This window comes from Paenibacillus sp. FSL F4-0097 (assembly GCF_038593125.1).
Lineage (GTDB): Bacteria > Bacillota > Bacilli > Paenibacillales > Paenibacillaceae > Paenibacillus_AQ > Paenibacillus_AQ odorifer.
Map to the genome: position 1 here is coordinate 3,250,083 of NZ_CP151965.1, position 18,739 is coordinate 3,268,821.

An 18,739-nucleotide genomic window follows, 5' to 3' on the forward strand; every position below is an offset into this window, starting at 1 on the left:
ATGGACAATCGATAAATGGAGGAGTGAAGTTATGATTATAGGTTTGATATTAGCGCTTATCGCGGGCTCACTAGTGAGCCTGCAAAATATATTTAATACGAAGGTTAATGAGAAGGTTGGATCTTGGGCTACAACGACATTAGTGTTAGGCATGGGATTTCTGGCTTCTTTTATCATGAGTCTTATCTTTGAAGGCAACCGTATATTTACTTTGCGAAACATGGAGCCCTGGTATTGGATCAGCGGATTGATCGGAGTGGGAGTTGTAATCTGTCTCGTGCAAGGGACCAAGCGGCTTGGACCAACCTATGCGATCTCTATCGTGTTAATCTCTCAGCTTGGATTCGCTTTATTGTGGGATTCCCTCGGCTGGTTAGGGCTTGAGAAGGTTCCTTTCACTTGGAAGCAGTTGGTCGGAGTACTTGTGATTGTTGGCGGTATTCTAGTGTTTAAGCTAGGCGGTGCCCGGGAGACTCAAAAGTCGGCTTAAATCAATCCTCTAAATAGAGCTAATAAATTTGTAAGCGTGGACCCATAGGGTTCATGCTTTTTTTTGTTATGAATAACCTATTCTCGGACGCATGACTGTCAAATTAGAAGTGATGGCAGTCACACGAGAGGAGAAGAAAATCGATTTATACTTTGCCAAAGCAGTAAATCTGGAGCATAGAAGGAAAGGAGAAATTATCTAATGTCGGGAGCAGAATTGTTAGTAGACTTGTTATTGAGGAAGGGTATTTCAACGATTTTTGGTTACCCCGGTGGGGCTGTACTGCCTGTATATGATGCATTGTTCGATTGTGAAGGATTAGAGCATATTTTAGTACGGCATGAACAGGCTGCAGTACATGCCGCAGATGGTTACGCGAGAGCGACAGGAAGTGTAGGCGTTACACTCGTAACTAGTGGTCCTGGAGCCACCAATGCTATAACTGGGATAGCGACAGCTTTTATGGACTCCATTCCACTGATTGTACTAACTGGTCAGGTCCCCACGGATATGATTGGATTAGACAGCTTTCAGGAGGTTGATATTTATGGCATGACCATGTCCATCACGAAGCATAATTACATAGTAATGAATAAGAGTGATCTCCCACGCATCATTGATGAAGCTTTTTATTTGGCAACTACAGGACGTCCTGGCCCAGTTCTTATTGATCTGCCTAAAAATGTTATGATGGACACAACTCCAATAATATACGAAATTCCCGAACAACAATCATTTGTTTCTATTCGTGGATATTCAGTTGCTAATCAGTCTAATGGGAATGACTTGGATACGATGGCGGAGAAACTTCGGAATGCTGCCAGACCCTTACTATTGATCGGCGGGGGATGTGTAGCAGGTGAAACCCCTTCCTTATTGCTTAATTTGGCAGAACGCCTCGATCTTCCAGTTGCTTCTACTCTGATGGGTATAGGGGCGTTTCCATCTGATCATCCATTGCACTTAGGAATGGTAGGTATGCATGGAACGGTGGCCGCGAACCGCGCTATACAAGCAGCTGATGTTCTAGTTTGTCTCGGCGTCAGATTTAGTGATCGTGTAACAGGAAAACGCAGAGCGTTCTCTCCTCATTCGTATAAAATCCAAGTGGACATAGATGAAGCTGAATTTGATAAAAATATAGAGATGGATCTAGCTCTTTGTGATTCTATAACAAACGTATTACAGGAAATGCTTAATCGCTTATCAGATAGAAAGATTCCTGAATGGCATGACCAGATCAATAAATGGAGCAGATGTCCAATTCAACCATTTAGAGATCATCATGAATCGAGATTGACACCTCAAGACGTTATTCGGTACGTTGATCATGCAACTGTCTCCGATGCTATTATTTCCACGGATGTAGGACAACATCAAATCTGGACAGCACATCACTATAATTTTAAAAAGCCGCGTACCTTTCTAACCTCTGGAGGATTGGGTACTATGGGTTACGGGTTTCCTGCAGCTATTGGAGCAGCAGTTGCTTTTCCGGAACGGCAGGTTGTATGTATAAGTGGGGATGGAAGCTTTCAAATGAATATGCAGGAAATCATGACAGCTGTAGATTTGCAGCTCAATGTAAAAGTAGTTATTTTGAAAAATGGTTATTTAGGAATGGTGCGTCAGTGGCAGGAACTATTCTTGAACAAAAGATACTCAGCCGTACAGATTAGTTCACCTGACTTTGCCGCACTCGCTAAATCCTTTGGTGCACAAGGTTATCAAGCCAGCACTAAAGAAGAGGCTAAAGCCATAATCCAACATGCTATGAATACCGAAGGTCCTGCTATTATGGAATTTGATGTCATCGAAGAAACAAATGTCTATCCAATTGTCCCGCCTGGGGCAAGCAACGATGAATCGATTGAAGGGTAGTCTAAATTACAAAATAAGGAGTAGAGTATCTTATGCACATAGAACTAAACGCACTAACAGTAGATAAGTTAAAAGAGAACCTTGGGGAACGGCCAGGTGATTTTAAATTGTTCTTCGATACAGAGGGTTGTGGTTGTAATGGCGTGATCGTAATTCAGATCATTAGTGAACCCTATGCTACAGATATTGAAATTCAGAAAGAGCCTTTTACATTTTTTGTTGATCGTCAACAGGAATCTTTATTTGATGAACAGATGCGACTTGAAGCAGATGCAAATTACCCTACATTTAAATTAAGTAGTGATGCCAGTCTGTTAGGAAATAATATTCGAGTAAAAGATATTCGCTGAGTATAGCACTGCTACACTAAAAAACCAGAGCATTTGAGATCATCTCTCAATGCTCTGGTTTCTTGAATTTTTGTTTCCGTATTAGCTGCTTGCGTTTCGTTTCTTATCCATTTGATTTTTTCATAAACGCTATATGGTCTATTTTGCTGTTAACCAGTGTAATTAACTGTTCTGCCATATAGCTCGCCGAATATTTGAAATTGACTTCAGCCCAGTGCATAATGACACCTACTGTAGCAGACATTTGGTAACTCAACATAATTTCATAATCCACGGGAGCAGCATCAGCTTCTATCTCAATACGCATATCCTCACGCATGGATTCCCGTAAACGGTCGAACAGTTCAACAGTCATTTTCCCTCGTTCCACTGCGGATAAGGCCAAAAACTCAGCTTTATGCCCCTCAATATATTCGAACAATTGCAAAATGGAAGGGAAAACCTCTGTTGCCTCAATACGATCCAATCCCTCATAAGGGTCTATTAGCGCTTCACCTATGCCCTGTAGAAATTCATCATGTATTTCCTTAAGCAAAGCCTCTTTACTCTCAAAATGCTTATAAAAAGTCCCTCGATTGTAATCCGCTCGATTAGTCACGTCCAATATCGTAACTGAATCATAACTATTTTCCAATATTAGTTCAACGAATGCAGATTTCAGAGCTTGGCGTGTTCTTCTGGTTCTTCTGTCTTCATGCTCTTCCTGTATCAAAAAAAACTACCCCCAGCTATGATCTTTTTATCGTTCATTTATAATTCTTACTTTAAAAGTAACAAAAGATCAGCCAATGTTCAAGATTTAGACATAAGTAAACACAGAGATCAGTTCTGTTGGTTAGGCGACATTGATTAAAATTCTGATTATTGAACAGATTAACTAATGGGGTGTACTCTAGTAATAGAGATAGGTTATCTCATCTCCTAAGACTATAATATATAGCCAATTCATAACAAAGGATGCGAATATACAATGAGTGAATCATATGTAAAAACTGCTGTAATTACTGGAGCTGCAGGAGGAATCGGTAAGGAGCTTGCCCGTCGATTGTCTGATCGTAAACTGAATCTTGTACTTGTCGATCTGAATGAAGAAGCGATAAAAAATGTTATCCAAGATTTAGGCTTAAATGAATCTAACTCTTTAGCTGTAGCTGCGGATGTCTCTAATGAAGAAGACGTTCAGAATTATGTTAATAAAGCGGTAGAAAAATTTGGTGCCATTGATTATTTTGCAAACAATGCCGGAATTGAAGGTCCAGCAGGTCAAATCGAAGAGCTTAACGTCAAAGCACTTGATCTTGTATACAACGTCAATGTACGTGGTGTATTTCTTGGACTACACTATGTAATTCCTGTGATGAAAAAACAAAACTCAGGTGCTATTCTGAACACTTCTTCTCTGGCAGGACTCATGGGCGCACCAGGCATGGCCCCTTACATTATGTCTAAGCATGCTGTAATTGGTCTGACTCGCGTAGCTGCAAATGAGCTTGCACCACTTGGCATTCGTGTTAATGCGGTACTGCCAGGAACGATCAATACACAAATGATGCGTAAAATTGAGAATAATTTCAGAAGTGCAGAAGAATACAAGGCAGCTAACGAAGCTGCAACACCAATGGGTCGCTACGGTGAACCGCAAGAAGTTGCCGCTGTGATGAACTTCCTTCTGTCGGATGAGGCTTCATTCGTAACGGGTTCTCTATATACAGTCGACGGTGGTATGATAGGTCAATAATGCAAGCTGATTTCGGTCATTATGGATACTCCAAATAAAGGATTGGGCCTGTGCGTTAAGCATTGGGTTCAATTCTTTTTTATTTAGGATACCCCGATCGGATTTAATAATAAGCAATCTGTTGAATTATCTTATAGAATATACAAAGGGGAATTATTCTTTTAAGTATTGCTCAGTTATTTAGATAAATTGTTGTCGAGGAGTGTTCATATGCTTGAATTATCTCAACAGGATTTTATTGAAGTGAAACCGTTACTTACAGGTGCTCCTATTCATCCTGAAATTCTCTCCATCATCGAGGGAAATAATCCGGGCTGGATTTTTGTAGATCAACTTGTAACACCGAAAAGCGCGTTGGTATGGAGTAAGGGGATGCAAGGATTTTATATTATAGGCGATCACACCAATGAGATATTTATCAAAAGCTTAGATAGTTATGTATCCAGTCATATTGCACCGAGGATGAAAAAGCTTGGGCTGGAGTATTTTGAAGTCTCAGGTCAACACGATGAATGGAATCTGGCATTGATGTTTCCTTCTAGGAAGCTATATCCTTTTGAACAAATGGTGTTCAAGTTATTCCACAAGCCCGCTGAGTCCCTTAATAATGGGATTAGAACTATAAATCTTAAAATACAGGATTGGGAGAACTTAGATTTAAAGCACATGGAATTTGTACATGAGAATATTGATTTATTCTGGTCATCGAAAAAAGGCTTTAAGGCAACAGGCTATGGATATGCTGCTATTGAGGGAGCTGAGATCATTGGTGTATGTTATTCTAGTTTCGTTACTGTGGATACTCATGCTATCGGAATTGAAACCCTCTCCAAGTATCAGAATAGAGGAGTGGGGACCCATTTAGCGGCTTTAGTAGCGGGAGATATACTTGCAAATGGTTTTACACCTTATTGGGACTGTTCATTAGATAATGAAGCTTCCCAAAAGCTAGCTCTTCGTTTAGGATTTCAGCAAATTCATCAATATAAGTGTAGCGCTTTTTCAATATGACGGTTTCGCAAATTATTAGGTTAGGATGAACATATATGAAAATATTGCTCGTAGAGGACGATAGAACCATTGCGTCAGGACTTGAATATTCCTTGCAGCAGGATCATTTTGAAACTATTTTATGTTATGATGCAACCTCTGCTAGGAGGGTGTTGGCGGAGCAGATATCTGAAGTAACACTTTGCATTTTTGATCTCTCTCTACCGGATGGCAGCGGATATGATCTGTGTAAGATCGTGAAGGAGCGGAGCGATATTCCGGTCATCTTTTTAACTGCGATTGATGATGAGGTCAATGTAGTGATGGGACTTGATATGGGAGCAGACGATTACATAACTAAGCCATTTCGGATTCGTGAGCTGTTATCACGCATTAAATCGGTGTTAAGGAGATATAACAAGCAGGCTCAGACCCCGTCTAATTTTGAACTAGAGAATGTACGGATTAATACGCTAGAAGGAAAAGTGTATAAGAACGGCAATGAAGTTCTGCTAACAGCATTAGAATATCGTCTGCTTCTGATATTTGCTAATCATGTGGGACAAGTCCTTTCCAGAAATCAATTGTTAGAGCGGATTTGGGATGTCGCCGGAGAATTTGTAAATGATAATACATTGTCTGTGTATATTAAACGCTTACGGGAAAAGTTAGAGGATAACCCGCAAGAGCCCACCTTAATCAAAACAGTACGCGGTTTAGGGTATAAGGTTGGTGATTAGGATGTTACGTAACAAAGAATTTAGATGGTTATTACTAACGATGTCTACGATCAGCCTTCTGGCGATTATAGTAACGGCATTTATTTCATCAGGGGCGATGGGGATCACGGCGGTAACTTCAGTTCTGCTTATAGGTTGTTGTTTATTATTTACCCGCTGGAGATACCGCGAAATTGAGAAGCTTTCAGGGTATCTACGTCAAATTAGCAGCGGTAATTATTCGCTCGATGTTCGTGATAATCAGGAAGGCGAGCTTAGTATTCTGAAAAATGATATTTATAAGGTGACGTTGATGTTATCGGAGCAGCGTTTGCTGTTGCAAGAGGATAAAATAAAGCTTACCAATGCGATCTCCGACATCTCCCATCAGCTCAAAACACCACTTACCTCCATGACCGTGATGGCAGATTTATTAAGCGACCCTGAACTGAACGTTGAGAAAAGAATGGAATTTACGCGGAAAATCAGTCTTCAGCTCGATCGGATTGGCTGGCTGGTTTCTTCATTATTAAAGTTCTCAAAGATCGATGCCGGAACCATTCAATTTAAAAAAGATTCAATAAAAGTAAAGAGGCTTGTTCAGAAATCTATGGAGCCCATACTGATTCCAATGGATATTAAGGAGCAACGGATCCAAATCGAAGGAGAAGACGCTACCTCATTCATAGGCGATTACAATTGGACAACTGAGGCGATGATTAATATTCTGAAAAACTGTGTAGAGCATACACCTGCTGGGGGAGTGATCACGATTTCTTTTGCAGAAAACACGCTGTTCACGGAAATTGTCATTACTGATAATGGCAAAGGAATTCCTAAGGCAGAGATCCCCTATATTTTCAAACGATTCTACAAGGGGACAAATGCAAACGAAGACAGCATTGGAATTGGACTTGCCTTGGCGCAAAGTATTATCACTGAACAAAACGGAACGATTGATGTGATGAGTGAAGTAGGGAAGGGTACACAATTTCAGATCAAATTTTACAAGCAAGTGATTTAACACTTATAGCTTAGTGACTAGAATGTCACTTAAGAGTCACTGGAGAGTCATTGTAGACAGATATACTGATCTCATCAACAAATGGAGGTCTAACAATGGATATTTTAAAGATTGAACATCTGTCTAAAACATATGGTAAAGGCGAGACTGCAGTAAAGGCTCTGGATGACGTATCGTTTTCAATTAAAAAAGGTGAATTCGTAGCGATTATCGGACCATCCGGCTCAGGAAAATCAACCATTTTGCATTTATTAGGTGGAGTGGATAGACCGACAAGCGGCAAAGTATTTGTAGATAACACGGATATTTACGATTTGAATGAAACACAACTGGCGATCTTTAGACGCAGACAAATTGGTCTGATTTATCAGTTCTATAATCTCATACCGGTGTTGACGGTCGAAGAGAATATCACACTACCGTTACTGCTCGATCAGCATAAGGTGGATAAGAAACAGTTTGCGGATACCGTGAAGGCGTTGAATCTGGACAATCGTTTAAAACATCTGCCGAATCAGCTATCAGGCGGACAGCAGCAGCGGGTATCCATAGGCAGAGCGTTAATTAGTAATCCTGCAATTATGCTGGCAGATGAGCCAACTGGTAATCTAGATAGCAAGAATAGTAGTGAAATTATTGAATTATTAAAAATGTTTAATAAAACGTATAATCAAACACTTATTGTTATTACTCACGATGAACGTATTGCCTTGCAAGCAGATCGGGTCATTACTATTGAAGATGGAAGGATCGCTAAAGATGAGGTGATTCGTCCGTGAATATCGTAAACAAATTAACTATAAGACATTTGAAACAGAATAAGCGAAGAACATTGGTTACTATCATTGGAGTCATTATTTCTGTAGCTATGGTAACGGCTGTCGCGACCTTAGGTTTTTCTTTTATGGAATTAATGAAGAAGCAAAGTATCTCGACAAATGGAGAATGGCATGTCCAATATAGAAATGTTACTAAAGCTCAGCTCAAAGCGATAGAAACAGATGATGCGACAAAAGCACTAGTGATCTCCAACGATCGTGGTTACGCCCCTTTAGAGGGTGGGAAGAATGAGAATAAACCTTATTGGTATATCAAGGAATATAATGCAGCTGGTTTTAAACAATTTCCGATTGAACTGCTGGAAGGTAGACTCCCGAAGACAAACCACGAAGTAGTCATTTCTGAGGAGATTGCAAAGAATGCAAAAGTCACTTACAAGATGGGGGAAACTTTAACGCTTGATGTTGGTGAACGTGTCACTAGCGATGATGAAAATAGTGGCCAACCCCTATCTCAGAATGAACGATTACGGACTGAAGAGGACACCCTGCTTGAAAAGATTATTCATAAAAAAACAATGAACTATACGATTGTGGGAGTGATAAAGCGTCCTACTTGGGAACCAACATGGTCTCCGGGCTATACTGCCTTAAGTTATGTGGATGAAAGCTTGATTGGAGCAGCCGAAAAAACCACAGCGACGGTAGTATTAAACAAGGTGGATAGCTCCATATACAAGCATGCAGAGGAATTGGCAAAAGAAAACAATATCGAGTCGATCTCTTATAATAATAGTCTGCTCCGCTACTATGGTGTGACGAATAACGATGGCTTACGTAACACACTTCTTTCATTGTCAGTGATCATTATGGTTGTGATTATCATTGGTTCCGTTTCATTAATCTATAATGCTTTTGCGATCTCTGTCTCGGAGCGTGCACGTCATTTAGGGATGCTCTCCAGCGTAGGGGCTACAAAGTGGCAGAAGCAGAATTCAGTGTTTTTTGAAGGAATGATTATCGGTTTAATTAGTATCCCCATTGGGATCATTTGCGGAATAGCAGGCATCGGGATCACTTTTATGTTTATCAATTCAATGATTCAAGATGTATTAGGCATAACAGAAAAATTAACGTTAGTTGTTACACCTCTGTCTCTACTAACCGCTTGTTTAGTTTCAATACTGACAATTTTTATATCCACTTATCTTCCAGCCAGAAAGGCTTCAAAGATCTCGGCTATTGATGCGATCAGACAAACAACCGATGTTAGGCTCTCTGGTAAAGCTGTGAAAACATCCAAGTTCGTGCGCAGATTGTTTGGTATTGAAGCAGAAATTGGTTTGAAGAATTTAAAGAGAAATAAACGCAGGTACCAAGCAACCGTGTTCTCACTTGTCATTAGTATCGTTTTGTTTTTATCTGTATCAGCGTTCACTTCTAATATGACAAGGTCGGTAGAACTCTCACAGGATGGGTTGAACTATGATATCCAAGTATATATGGGGACTGAGGACGCTCAAAAAGTGGATCGGTTGACGAAATCGATATCCAAATTACCTAATATAACGGAATATAATGTGACTAGGGAACTTAGTGTGAGTTCATGGATTGATGAAAAAAATATGGCGAAAGAATTGCAAGAGATTGTGCAGGCGGATAAGAGTGTTCTAAAGAACGGGAAATATCCTTACTACATTCAGATTTATGCACTAAATGAACAGAGTTTGAAAACCTATGCAGAAACGGTCGGCACAAATTATGAACAACTAACGAAGCTTGATCAGATGACTGCTATTGTGAATGATACGGTTACTTTTGAGGATGAGAAAGCCAAAAAAATTGTCGAGACCAAAGCTTTTCACTCTGAAGTCGGCCAAAAGCTTGATCTTTTTTATACGGATTGGGATACAAAAAAAGAGACGGATTTATTACCCGTAAAAATTGCCGCTCTAACTGATAAACGTCCCATGGGTGTACATTCAGCAATGGTTGGTGGAATAAACATCATCGTCTCTGAACAAGTCTTCGATAAACTAACAAATGATACGATGAGTAAAGATATTCAAAGTCGGCTTAACTTGAACAGCACAGACCCATTAGCGACACAGCAAGCCATAGAGGAAATGAAAGAGCGTAATATCTATGTTCAAAATGTGTATCAAAATAGACAAAATAGTGAGCAGATGATCATGTTAATGTCTATTTTCACCTATGGTTTTATTGCTTTAATTACTTTAATATCGATTGCGAACATTTTCAATACGATATCAACTAGCATATCCCTTCGAAAAAGAGAGTTTGCGATGCTGAAGTCTGTAGGGATGACGCCAAATGGTTTTAATAAAATGATTAATTACGAAAGTGTTTTTTATGGAATAAAGTCATTACTTTATGGGCTTCCGATTAGTATAGTTATTATGTACTTGATCTATAGATCAATGATGAATAGCTTCTCTTATGGATTCACACTTCCGTGGATGAGTATCTTGTGTGTCATAGCGGCTGTATTTATCATCGTTAGCGCAGCCATGTTATATTCAAGCTCAAAAGTGAAAAAAGAGAACATTATTGATGCATTAAAACAGGAAAATATATAATTATTAGCCCATCATTGCCGCGTTTAACGCGGCTTTTTTGTGTCATATCTGACACGTTGGGATGTAAATTCTTATAAATTCCTATGATATAATGTACACAATTGAATTGATACAGATTATAACCACGAGGTAGGTGTCAACGAATTGAGAACAGTTGTCGTGATTGGCGGGGGAATTACTGGATTGTCTACCGCTTACTATTTACAGAAATCTATAGAGCATAACAAGCTAGATGTAAAAATCATTTTGGTTGAAGCCAGCGATAGACTGGGAGGCAAAATCAGAACACTAAAACAAGAAGACTTCATTATGGAGTCTGGGGCAGATTCTATTGTCACCCGTAAAACGAATGTTGCACCTCTGATTGAAGAGTTGGGTATACAAAATGAGGTTGTATATAACGCGACAGGAATATCCTTTATTTATACAGAAGGTAAACTGAAGCAAATTCCTAAAGATGCAGTCTTTGGCATTCCGCTCAGTATGGAGTCGCTTGCTACAACAGAACTGATCTCAGCTGAAGGAAAGGTTGAAGCACTCAAAGATTTCTACACTCCCAATAATAAGTTTACGAAAAACGATTCCGTGGGTGATTTTCTAGAAGCATTCTTTGGAAAAGAACTTGTCGAGAAGCAAATTTCACCGGTTCTTTCAGGTGTATATTCCGGGAAGCTAAGCGAACTTACAATAGCCTCAACGCTGCCTTATTTGATTGATTATAAGAATGAATACGGCAGTATTATTCAGGGTTTATCCGCTAATAAAGCCAAATTTCAAGGAAATGGCGATAAGAAGTTCATGTCATTCAAGGGAGGTGTATCTGCCTTGATCGATTCTATGGAAGAACATCTTTCTAATTCGGAGATCATCAAAGGGATTCGTGCCGAGAGAATTGAGAAACGTGGAGAGCAGTACCGGGTAACTTTGGCAGATGGACGAATCATAGACTCCGATGTTGTCGTACTTGGAACGATGCATTCTACTGCACAAGCGCTACTTCAAGACGAAGAACTAAATGAAGATTTCAATCAGTTATATAATAGTTCAATGATTAGTGTATATTTAGGATTTAATATCCCTGATAGTCAGTTGCCTGCGAATGGCACAGGGTTCATCACTGCCAACAGCGATGATGTTCTATGTAATGCGTGTACGTGGACAAGTCGCAAGTGGGAGCATACGTCAGGACAACAGCGTTTGCTTGTCAGACTCTTTTATAAGAGCTCAAACCCTCATTATGATTCGTTGATCAAGCTATCTGAAGAGGAACTATTGAAGGTGGCTTTGAAAGATATACAGACCAGTCTCGGGATAACAGGACAGCCAGCTACCTATGATGTGACCAAATGGCATGATGTAATGCCAAATTACCATAAACTTCATCATCAAATTGTAGTATCCTTAGAGAAGAAGATGACAGATAGGTATCCTAATGTTATCCTTGCCGGATGCTCTTATTATGGAGTTGGTATTCCGGATTGTATTGCGAATGGAGAAAAGACAGCTGAGCGTATTTTGGAACAAGTAACTACACAATAAAAAGGAGGGTGTACAATCGTGAGAAGATTAGCGATCAGCTCTATGCAAAGTCTAGACTTATAAACAACGGCGGTTGTTTGTATAGAGCGAAAAATTGAGTTTACCGCTAGTGCAGTGTGCATGGGTTGTTTACAGAATAGACTTTGCTACCTTCAAACTCATTAAAAAGTTTAAGGAGCAGAGCGATTATGAAATATGTAAATGCAGATACGATTTTCCCAAAAGAATTATTAGAGGAAATTCAGAAATATATCAACGGTGGTATGGTTTATATCCCTAAGCCTGAAGAATCACATGTAAAGTGGGGCGAAAAATCAGGGAGCAGAAAATACTTAAGATCTAGAAATATCGAAATCTGTCTAAGATTTGCTGTTGGTGCAACGGTTGACCAGCTTTCAGATGAATATTGCCTTTCTAGAGATAGTATCAAGAAAATTGTTTATTCAAAAAAATAGCTTATCATCCAAAAAAACCACGTTAGAGGAAACTCTGACGTGGTTTTTGGAATTTGATTATAATTTAATCTTAAATACCATAATAGAGCAATAACCATAGTGCATAGTATCAAATATCGACCAAACCTTTTCATTTTCAATCATCCTTATCTATTGATTTTGTATTTACTGGTAGCAATCCCGTATTCCATAAACTTACTATTCCTCCCTGAGTTTTACTATAAAGTGTTTTTTCTCAAATACCAACTACTTTTTGTGCTTAAATCTCTATACATCGATTGGGAATGGATTACTGAATTAAATGAAGTCAAATATAAAGATAGATAGGGCGACAACCTGTATTTTTTGATACAAGTTGTCGCCCTATCCATTAAATATGTAATGCTATACGATTTGTTTATTCATATTCAAAGAGGCTTCAAATGCATCAATTATATACAGGAATCGTTCTGCTTCTCGGAATACATGATCCGCAAGCAATGGATGGATGATGCTCTTTATTCGACATTCCTCAATAAGATCTCGTGCCGTTTTCTTAAAGTCACGGAGAGATTTAACTGAGACTTTATTCTCGTCAAGTTGCTGACTGAGCAGGGGTTTGGTTTGGGATTGAGGACGCATGGAGCTAAGATCAATAGCTTGATACAGCAAAACATCAAAGTCATGGCTGAAATTTCTTGCTTGTTCAACAAGTTGACGTTCAGAGGGGTCCAATAAATGACCAATGAATTTAGCATGGTCTGCCATTATACGTAGGAAGAATACATTTTCATTAATAATTGCGTCTGGTAAAGGATCTAACCTACCCTGATTCAGTTCTTCCAGTCGATTTCGAAAATAGTTGGCTTCCCTACTGACATGATCCACTAATAAGGGGAAGTTCGTTCCGCCTGGAAGCTTACATTGTAGAATTAGACCTAGTATTTTTCTTTTGAACGCCCAGATATGTGAAGCTGCACTATGAACTTCCTCATTAAACTTCCGTATTACTGCTGGATCAGAATCCACAGTAAATCCGAGTGATCTATTCTCTATGGCTTCGAATGTGGCATAGAAATGGTTTGCTTCATTAATTAGTTGCGTGTCTTCACAACGAAACCCTAATTTAAGAAAAAAAGAGTGTTCTTTCATGATTCGTGACCAGAATCGTATTTCATCTAGAGATCTCGAAACAAAAGGATCCGGCATATCTGAGCACACCTCCCATTTTTATACAATTATAATATGCTAGAGGTTTGTACTATATCCGCAGAAGTTAAGGCGAGTCGAGTATATAGAAGTACAGGTACGCTTAACTTAATTATCAAATATAAATGGTGACATTATATAAAAATTAATTCTAATCGAATATGGCATATAACTAGAGCGAGGTCGTAATTATACTGAGAAAAGAAGTAATTATTGAGAAGAAATTGTGGGGGATGATGGAGATTAAGTTTGTTCCTGAACCGTTGAAGATAAAAAGTTATTCTGCCATAATATTTTAACGGAAAGTACTTACAGAGTATACAAAAGATAATGATACAGAATGTTATTTGAGTGATCTCCATTAATATATTCGAAAATTCGATAGAAGGTAGGAAGGTAACGATATGAATATCACAATAACCTTAACTGATAGTGCCTCGAAGTTTATTATTAACAACCTCTACCCACTATACTTACACGATCTATCAGAAATATGGGGGACGATTCCTAATCAATACGGGGTATTCGAGGAGGACGAGACACAGACACTGAAGGAACAGAATAAAGTCTTCGACATTTGGTGGGAGAAAGCTGGCGTTTTGTATCCTTATTTAATAAAAGAAAATGATATTCCAGTAGGGTTTGCATTAGTTGCTACACCGCCTTACACACCGTCTGCTTGTGAATTCTATTTGAATGAATTTTTTATTCTACGGCCCTTCCGTGGTAAGGGAATTGCTGAATATGCAGCTAAGGAAGTCTTTAAGCTTCATTTGGGTAACTGGGAGTTGCAAACAAATCCCACGGGCACAAATGGGAGAGCACAGCATTTTTGGAGGAAAACTTTAAAAGAATACACTGGTGATAGTTATTTAGAGGAATGCGGGAAGTCATATGATGATGAATTAAAGATGATTTTTACATTTAGTAACCAATCAAAATTATCGAATCCATAAAAGGGGATTATTTCGAAGTTATGTTTAAGAATTCATTCCTAAAAGCGAAAGCTTATAAGTATAGTTCTTTGCAATATTTGGATGTTGAAGAGCTGGAACTACAGGCGCCTGAGGATATTCTTATTGATGAACCTGGTGTGTTTATATTATGTAAATCGGTTGATGAGGGTCATAATATTCACTGGGCTGCCGAGTCTACAGAATTATTTAGGACTGCACTAATAGATCTGACCAGTAAGTTTATTCAATTACCTGTGGGTGGAACTCATAGAATGTATATCGAATTTATACATCCAGATCTCATGCCAGTTATGGAGTCTTTGGGGTTCAAGGTAGTTAGTCAATTTATTGATTTCTGGAATGAGGATATCTCAAAGAAGATCACCGATCAAGCAGAATCACCATTCATAAGAAACATTGAGCCTAAAGACTATTTACAGGTTAGTATGATCACCAAAGCATGTATAAATCTTTCAAGAGGTTTCTATGGTGAAGAGTTGGATTTCATACAAACATGGAATGAATCGGATCATTCTTGTATTCTTGTAGCAGAATTGAATAAAAGCATTGTTGGAGTATGTTTATTGAACATCTACGGATTTGAAAATGAAATGGGACCTGTGTTATGGATTAGAGAATTAGCTGTAGATCCGAAATATCATAACCAAGGTATCGGACATAAGTTAGCTGTTGAAGGTATACGCTGGGGGAATAACAATGGTGCTAAGCGGAGTTTTCTAGCAGCAGATAAAGAAAATCGAAATGCGATCAGAATCTATAATAAATTGGGGTATAACCATAAGGACGAAGTAGGGCAGATTAATATGGCTTTAGTGCTTGGAATTGAAGAGCCGATCTAACTATCATAGTTAGATCGGCTTTTGTTGATCTTAGCTATTTGATGCGTTTAACTTGCAAATATATGCTTACCAATTTTTAAGTTTTGCGGACGTGACCAGATCCATGCACTTGTTGCTGTATCCGGATTGAAATAATAGATTGAATGGTTTGTGGGATCCCAACCCCGAACAGCATCAAGAGCAGCTAAATAAGCTGTCTGATTTGGTGTAAGCCAATACTGACCGTCAGATACGGCTGTGAAAGCTCCTTTTTGGAATACAACTTCTTTAATATTATTTGGAAATTGACTTGATTGTATACGATTCATGACTACTGCACCCACTGCAACTTGTCCAACATAAGGCTCACCGCGAGACTCACTGTAGATAACTTTAGCCAAAATATCCATTTCATTAATATTAAGCGTGTGTTTTTTTAAAATATTCCAAGTTTTTGTCCCCGAAATTCCATCAGCGCTTATTCCATAGGCCTTTTGAAATCTAGCAACCGCTGCTTTCGTTTGTGATCCGTATACCCCATCTAAGGGCTCAGTGTAGAAATCAAGGGTTTTTAATCTATATTGTAGATCCCATACATCTCCTGAAGAACTTCCTATGGTTAATACCGGAGCTGCATTAGCAGAACCGATCATAGTAGCCATGCTCACCAGACCCAAAAGAAGCAACAAAGTGAATATTTTAGTCTTCATTATAGTAGCCTCCTTTCAGAAAACATTATAAATATAGTTTAATCATTGAGACAACACTCATTTAATGGAAAATAAATTACTGTTTTACAAACTGTGAATCCTTAGTTCCGTTTGTGATTTTCTGAAATGGGTAAAATAATACTTATAGGCAGATAAAATTTCGGAGGTCTTTTATATGAAAAAGCAATTATTTCTACTAGTCGTCGCAGTTGCTTTCAGCTTAAGTGCTTGTAGTAATGACAATAGCTATGGCAATCAAATGTCTTCTAACGATACACAAATGGAACATAACTCACATTCAAGTTCAGGTGAAGTTCCAAAAGATCTGCGGGTAGCGGAGAATCCTACTTACAAAGTAGGAAGTGAAGCTGTGATCCAAACTGACCATATGGAAGGGATGAAGGGAGCCATTGCGACAATTGTGGGAGCTTATGAGACGACAGCATATAATGTTTCCTATAGACCTACTACAGGAGGTCAGCCGGTCACAAATCATAAGTGGATTATTCATGAAGAAATAAAAGAAGCAGATGATATATCCTATCAACCAGGCTCAGAGGTTATTATGGAATCTGATCATATGAAGGATATGAAGGGTGCAACGGCTCAGATTAACTCCGCAGAAAAAACCATTGTCTATATGATTAATTACAAACCTACTACGGGTGGAGATGAAGTGAAAAATCATAAGTGGGTAACAGAAGATGAGCTTTCACCTGTAAAATAATAGATCAACACAAAAACTGCAACTTACTCAGTTACGCATGAGTACGTTGCAGTTTTTGTTGTTTTATAGTCAGCTTCAAAGTAATTTGCGGTTAGGTTTTATCCACTGCAAGTTTTGAAGATTTCATGTTTGACGGGTCCTGTTCAGCTTCTTCAGGAACTGGCATTTGGTTAGAAGTACGAAGTGGAAGCTCCTTCAGGAAGAAGACAAGCACGAAAGCTACAACAAGCACAATGGTCCCGGTTAAGAACACGGATGACAATGTCTGTCCTAAAGCGTCACGGATCCCCTCAATCATTTGTAAGAAGATAGGCTGTACATCGGTTGGCAGACTAGCTTGAGTCTGTTCAAGCAATGGTTTGTTCATTAATGCCTGTGGATTAGCGAAGGAGAGCATTTGCTCAGCAAGTTTTGGATCTATCTGTGTGAAATCCGGTGCTGATGACGATTGCAGAGCTTCCTTCAAGTTTTTGGTAAGACTATTTGACATAACGGTACCCATGACTGCGATACCGATCGTACCGCCTAAATTACGGAATAATTGTGAGGAGGCCGTTACTACACCCAGTTCGGTGTGTGAAACCGCATTTTGAGTAGCTAGTGAGAATACTGGCATTCCCAATCCTAACCCAAGACCAAACACAATCATACTTAGGACAGCCATCGGTACATTATTCATAAATACCATAATTGTCATACCAGCAATCATAATGGGTATTCCAATTAATGCGTAACGTTTATACTTCCCTTTTTTCGCCATCTTTTGTCCGGTAAGGGCACTGGCTACAACCATAACGATCGACATTGGCATAGTAACATACCCTGCATATGTCGCGGAGATCCCCAGAACACCTTGTACGAAGAAGGAAAGATAGATCATAGCTCCCATCATACCGAAGTTCATAATAAAACCAATAATATTAGATATGGTAACTACGCTATTCTTAAATAGATGAAGCGGAAGAATTGGATTTTTAGCTTTGGATTCGACCAAAATAAAGAGAAGTGCCGAAACGACCGTTCCCGCCAACAGGCCGAGAATTTGCGAAGAACCCCAATCATATTCTGTACCTGCCCAGGTGAAGGCAAGCAGTAGAGGCACTATGGTAGTTGTCATTAGCAAGGAACCTAAATAGTCGATGCTGGTTGACTCCCCGCGTTTGCCTTTAGGAAATAAGGTAAGAATCATCACGAAGGCTACTACACCAAGCGGTAGGAAGATCCAGAACAGCCAATGCCAATCCATATTGTCAATCAAAAAGCCTCCAAGCGTTGGTCCAAGCACACTGGAGAAGCCGAATACTGCCATCATCAACCCCATCCATTTACCACGTTCACGCGGAGGGAATAAGTCACCTACGGCAGTAAATGCGGTGGATTGAATAATACCTGCACCTACCCCTTGAATCCCACGGTAAATGATAAATTGATAAACATCGGAAGATGTACCTGTCAGAAAAGCCCCAACCATAAATAAGAGAATACCTGCTAATAGAAAGGGTTTACGTCCGAACATATCAGATAACTTACCGACAAGAACGGTTGCTATTGTTGATGTTAATAAATAAATGTTAATAGTCCAAGTATAGTAATCCATGCCATCAAGAATTGCGATTATACGCGGCATAGCAGTACTTGTAATTGTCTGATTAATCGCTGCGAACAGCATTGCAGCCATTATTGCTATCATAATACTAAGTTTTCGTTTGCTGGATAAATGTTCCATTCGATTGTTTCCCCGCCACTTTTTAAAT

At 39.1% G+C, this 18,739-nt stretch carries 18 protein-coding genes; 14 read left to right on the forward strand and 4 right to left on the reverse strand.

The window, feature by feature from the left end; translation table 11 throughout:
- Nucleotides 1-31 precede the first annotated feature (31 nt).
- The 3 genes from MHH86_RS14705 (at nucleotide 32) to MHH86_RS14715 (ending at nucleotide 2,721) form a co-directional block, all read left to right on the forward strand.
- The gene (locus MHH86_RS14705) at nucleotides 32-490 is read left to right on the forward strand and encodes a DMT family transporter (RefSeq protein WP_036678062.1); all 459 of its coding nucleotides are present in this window, start codon (nucleotides 32-34) and stop codon (nucleotides 488-490) included.
- 201 nt (nucleotides 491-691) lie between these two features.
- The gene (gene ilvB / locus MHH86_RS14710) at nucleotides 692-2,371 is read left to right on the forward strand and encodes a biosynthetic-type acetolactate synthase large subunit (protein ID WP_038570837.1); all 1,680 of its coding nucleotides are present in this window, start codon (nucleotides 692-694) and stop codon (nucleotides 2,369-2,371) included.
- A gap of 32 nt (nucleotides 2,372-2,403) precedes the next feature.
- Nucleotides 2,404-2,721 carry an iron-sulfur cluster biosynthesis family protein gene (locus MHH86_RS14715; RefSeq protein WP_036678055.1) on the forward strand — a complete coding sequence of 106 codons (318 nt, stop codon included), beginning with the start codon at nucleotides 2,404-2,406 and terminating at the stop codon, nucleotides 2,719-2,721.
- A gap of 103 nt (nucleotides 2,722-2,824) precedes the next feature.
- On the opposite strand, the gene MHH86_RS14720 is transcribed toward MHH86_RS14715, so the two are convergent.
- Complete coding sequence (locus MHH86_RS14720) at nucleotides 2,825-3,433, reverse strand: TetR/AcrR family transcriptional regulator (RefSeq protein WP_038570842.1); 609 nt, start codon at nucleotides 3,431-3,433, stop codon at nucleotides 2,825-2,827.
- 258 nt (nucleotides 3,434-3,691) lie between these two features.
- Here MHH86_RS14720 and MHH86_RS14725 point away from each other — a divergent pair, with 258 nt between their 5' ends.
- From MHH86_RS14725 to MHH86_RS14760, 8 genes are all read left to right on the forward strand, one after another.
- Complete coding sequence (locus tag MHH86_RS14725) at nucleotides 3,692-4,459, forward strand: SDR family NAD(P)-dependent oxidoreductase (RefSeq protein ID WP_076215439.1); 768 nt, start codon at nucleotides 3,692-3,694, stop codon at nucleotides 4,457-4,459.
- Between the two features lie 210 nt (nucleotides 4,460-4,669).
- Entirely contained in the window at nucleotides 4,670-5,470 is an 801-nt protein-coding gene (locus tag MHH86_RS14730; RefSeq protein ID WP_076099297.1) for a GNAT family N-acetyltransferase, read from the forward strand.
- Between the two features lie 35 nt (nucleotides 5,471-5,505).
- On the forward strand, nucleotides 5,506-6,189 hold the full coding sequence (locus MHH86_RS14735) for a response regulator transcription factor (protein ID WP_036678046.1): 684 nt from the start codon (nucleotides 5,506-5,508) through the stop codon (nucleotides 6,187-6,189).
- A gap of 1 nt (nucleotide 6,190) precedes the next feature.
- Complete coding sequence (locus tag MHH86_RS14740; RefSeq protein WP_038570849.1) at nucleotides 6,191-7,192, forward strand: HAMP domain-containing sensor histidine kinase; 1,002 nt, start codon at nucleotides 6,191-6,193, stop codon at nucleotides 7,190-7,192.
- A 95-nt stretch (nucleotides 7,193-7,287) separates the two neighbouring features.
- Nucleotides 7,288-7,971 carry an ABC transporter ATP-binding protein gene (locus MHH86_RS14745; protein ID WP_036678042.1) on the forward strand — a complete coding sequence of 228 codons (684 nt, stop codon included), beginning with the start codon at nucleotides 7,288-7,290 and terminating at the stop codon, nucleotides 7,969-7,971.
- Nucleotides 7,968-10,571, forward strand: coding sequence for an FtsX-like permease family protein (locus tag MHH86_RS14750; protein ID WP_342479757.1), 2,604 nt, complete (start codon nucleotides 7,968-7,970; stop codon nucleotides 10,569-10,571). The genes MHH86_RS14745 and MHH86_RS14750 overlap by 4 nt, the downstream gene beginning before the upstream one ends.
- 144 nt (nucleotides 10,572-10,715) lie before the next feature.
- On the forward strand, nucleotides 10,716-12,110 hold the full coding sequence (locus tag MHH86_RS14755) for a protoporphyrinogen oxidase (RefSeq protein WP_342479758.1): 1,395 nt from the start codon (nucleotides 10,716-10,718) through the stop codon (nucleotides 12,108-12,110).
- Between the two features lie 188 nt (nucleotides 12,111-12,298).
- A complete protein-coding gene (locus MHH86_RS14760; RefSeq protein WP_038570858.1) occupies nucleotides 12,299-12,565 on the forward strand; it encodes a CD3324 family protein in 267 nt (88 codons plus the stop codon).
- A 384-nt stretch (nucleotides 12,566-12,949) separates the two neighbouring features.
- Here the strand turns inward: MHH86_RS14760 and MHH86_RS14765 are convergent, their stop codons facing one another.
- The gene (locus tag MHH86_RS14765; RefSeq protein ID WP_036678028.1) at nucleotides 12,950-13,753 is read right to left on the reverse strand and encodes a DUF2935 domain-containing protein; all 804 of its coding nucleotides are present in this window, start codon (nucleotides 13,751-13,753) and stop codon (nucleotides 12,950-12,952) included.
- 404 nt (nucleotides 13,754-14,157) lie between these two features.
- Between MHH86_RS14765 and MHH86_RS14770 the strand changes: the two genes are divergently transcribed.
- Nucleotides 14,158-14,709: a GNAT family N-acetyltransferase gene (locus tag MHH86_RS14770; protein ID WP_036678025.1), complete on the forward strand. Its 552-nt coding sequence runs from the start codon at nucleotides 14,158-14,160 to the stop codon at nucleotides 14,707-14,709.
- Between the two features lie 20 nt (nucleotides 14,710-14,729).
- Nucleotides 14,730-15,569 (forward strand): GNAT family N-acetyltransferase, encoded by an 840-nt coding sequence (locus MHH86_RS14775; protein WP_340940145.1) that lies wholly within the window; start codon nucleotides 14,730-14,732, stop codon nucleotides 15,567-15,569.
- A gap of 47 nt (nucleotides 15,570-15,616) precedes the next feature.
- On the opposite strand, the gene sleB is transcribed toward MHH86_RS14775, so the two are convergent.
- On the reverse strand, nucleotides 15,617-16,210 hold the full coding sequence (gene sleB / locus MHH86_RS14780) for a spore cortex-lytic enzyme (RefSeq protein WP_235219404.1): 594 nt from the start codon (nucleotides 16,208-16,210) through the stop codon (nucleotides 15,617-15,619).
- Between the two features lie 223 nt (nucleotides 16,211-16,433).
- Here sleB and MHH86_RS14785 point away from each other — a divergent pair, with 223 nt between their 5' ends.
- Entirely contained in the window at nucleotides 16,434-16,985 is a 552-nt protein-coding gene (locus MHH86_RS14785) for a YdhK family protein (RefSeq protein ID WP_076179849.1), read from the forward strand.
- Between the two features lie 91 nt (nucleotides 16,986-17,076).
- On the opposite strand, the gene MHH86_RS14790 is transcribed toward MHH86_RS14785, so the two are convergent.
- Entirely contained in the window at nucleotides 17,077-18,711 is a 1,635-nt protein-coding gene (locus MHH86_RS14790; RefSeq protein WP_076179850.1) for an MDR family MFS transporter, read from the reverse strand.
- Between the last annotated feature and the right edge of the window lie 28 nt (nucleotides 18,712-18,739).

What these genes read in the sequence shown, in the direction of transcription:
- MHH86_RS14705 (WP_036678062.1), top strand. Translation starts at nt 32, where the DNA reads ATGATTATAGGTTTGATATTAGCGCTTATCGCGGGCTCACTAGTGAGC.
- ilvB (WP_038570837.1), top strand. Translation starts at nt 692, where the DNA reads ATGTCGGGAGCAGAATTGTTAGTAGACTTGTTATTGAGGAAGGGTATT.
- MHH86_RS14715 (WP_036678055.1), top strand. Translation starts at nt 2,404, where the DNA reads ATGCACATAGAACTAAACGCACTAACAGTAGATAAGTTAAAAGAGAAC.
- MHH86_RS14725 (WP_076215439.1), top strand. Translation starts at nt 3,692, where the DNA reads ATGAGTGAATCATATGTAAAAACTGCTGTAATTACTGGAGCTGCAGGA.
- MHH86_RS14730 (WP_076099297.1), top strand. Translation starts at nt 4,670, where the DNA reads ATGCTTGAATTATCTCAACAGGATTTTATTGAAGTGAAACCGTTACTT.
- MHH86_RS14735 (WP_036678046.1), top strand. Translation starts at nt 5,506, where the DNA reads ATGAAAATATTGCTCGTAGAGGACGATAGAACCATTGCGTCAGGACTT.
- MHH86_RS14740 (WP_038570849.1), top strand. Translation starts at nt 6,191, where the DNA reads ATGTTACGTAACAAAGAATTTAGATGGTTATTACTAACGATGTCTACG.
- MHH86_RS14745 (WP_036678042.1), top strand. Translation starts at nt 7,288, where the DNA reads ATGGATATTTTAAAGATTGAACATCTGTCTAAAACATATGGTAAAGGC.
- MHH86_RS14760 (WP_038570858.1), top strand. Translation starts at nt 12,299, where the DNA reads ATGAAATATGTAAATGCAGATACGATTTTCCCAAAAGAATTATTAGAG.
- MHH86_RS14765 (WP_036678028.1), bottom strand. Translation starts at nt 13,753, where the DNA reads ATGCCGGATCCTTTTGTTTCGAGATCTCTAGATGAAATACGATTCTGG.
- MHH86_RS14770 (WP_036678025.1), top strand. Translation starts at nt 14,158, where the DNA reads ATGAATATCACAATAACCTTAACTGATAGTGCCTCGAAGTTTATTATT.
- MHH86_RS14775 (WP_340940145.1), top strand. Translation starts at nt 14,730, where the DNA reads ATGTTTAAGAATTCATTCCTAAAAGCGAAAGCTTATAAGTATAGTTCT.
- sleB (WP_235219404.1), bottom strand. Translation starts at nt 16,210, where the DNA reads ATGGCTACTATGATCGGTTCTGCTAATGCAGCTCCGGTATTAACCATA.
- MHH86_RS14785 (WP_076179849.1), top strand. Translation starts at nt 16,434, where the DNA reads ATGAAAAAGCAATTATTTCTACTAGTCGTCGCAGTTGCTTTCAGCTTA.
- MHH86_RS14790 (WP_076179850.1), bottom strand. Translation starts at nt 18,711, where the DNA reads ATGGAACATTTATCCAGCAAACGAAAACTTAGTATTATGATAGCAATA.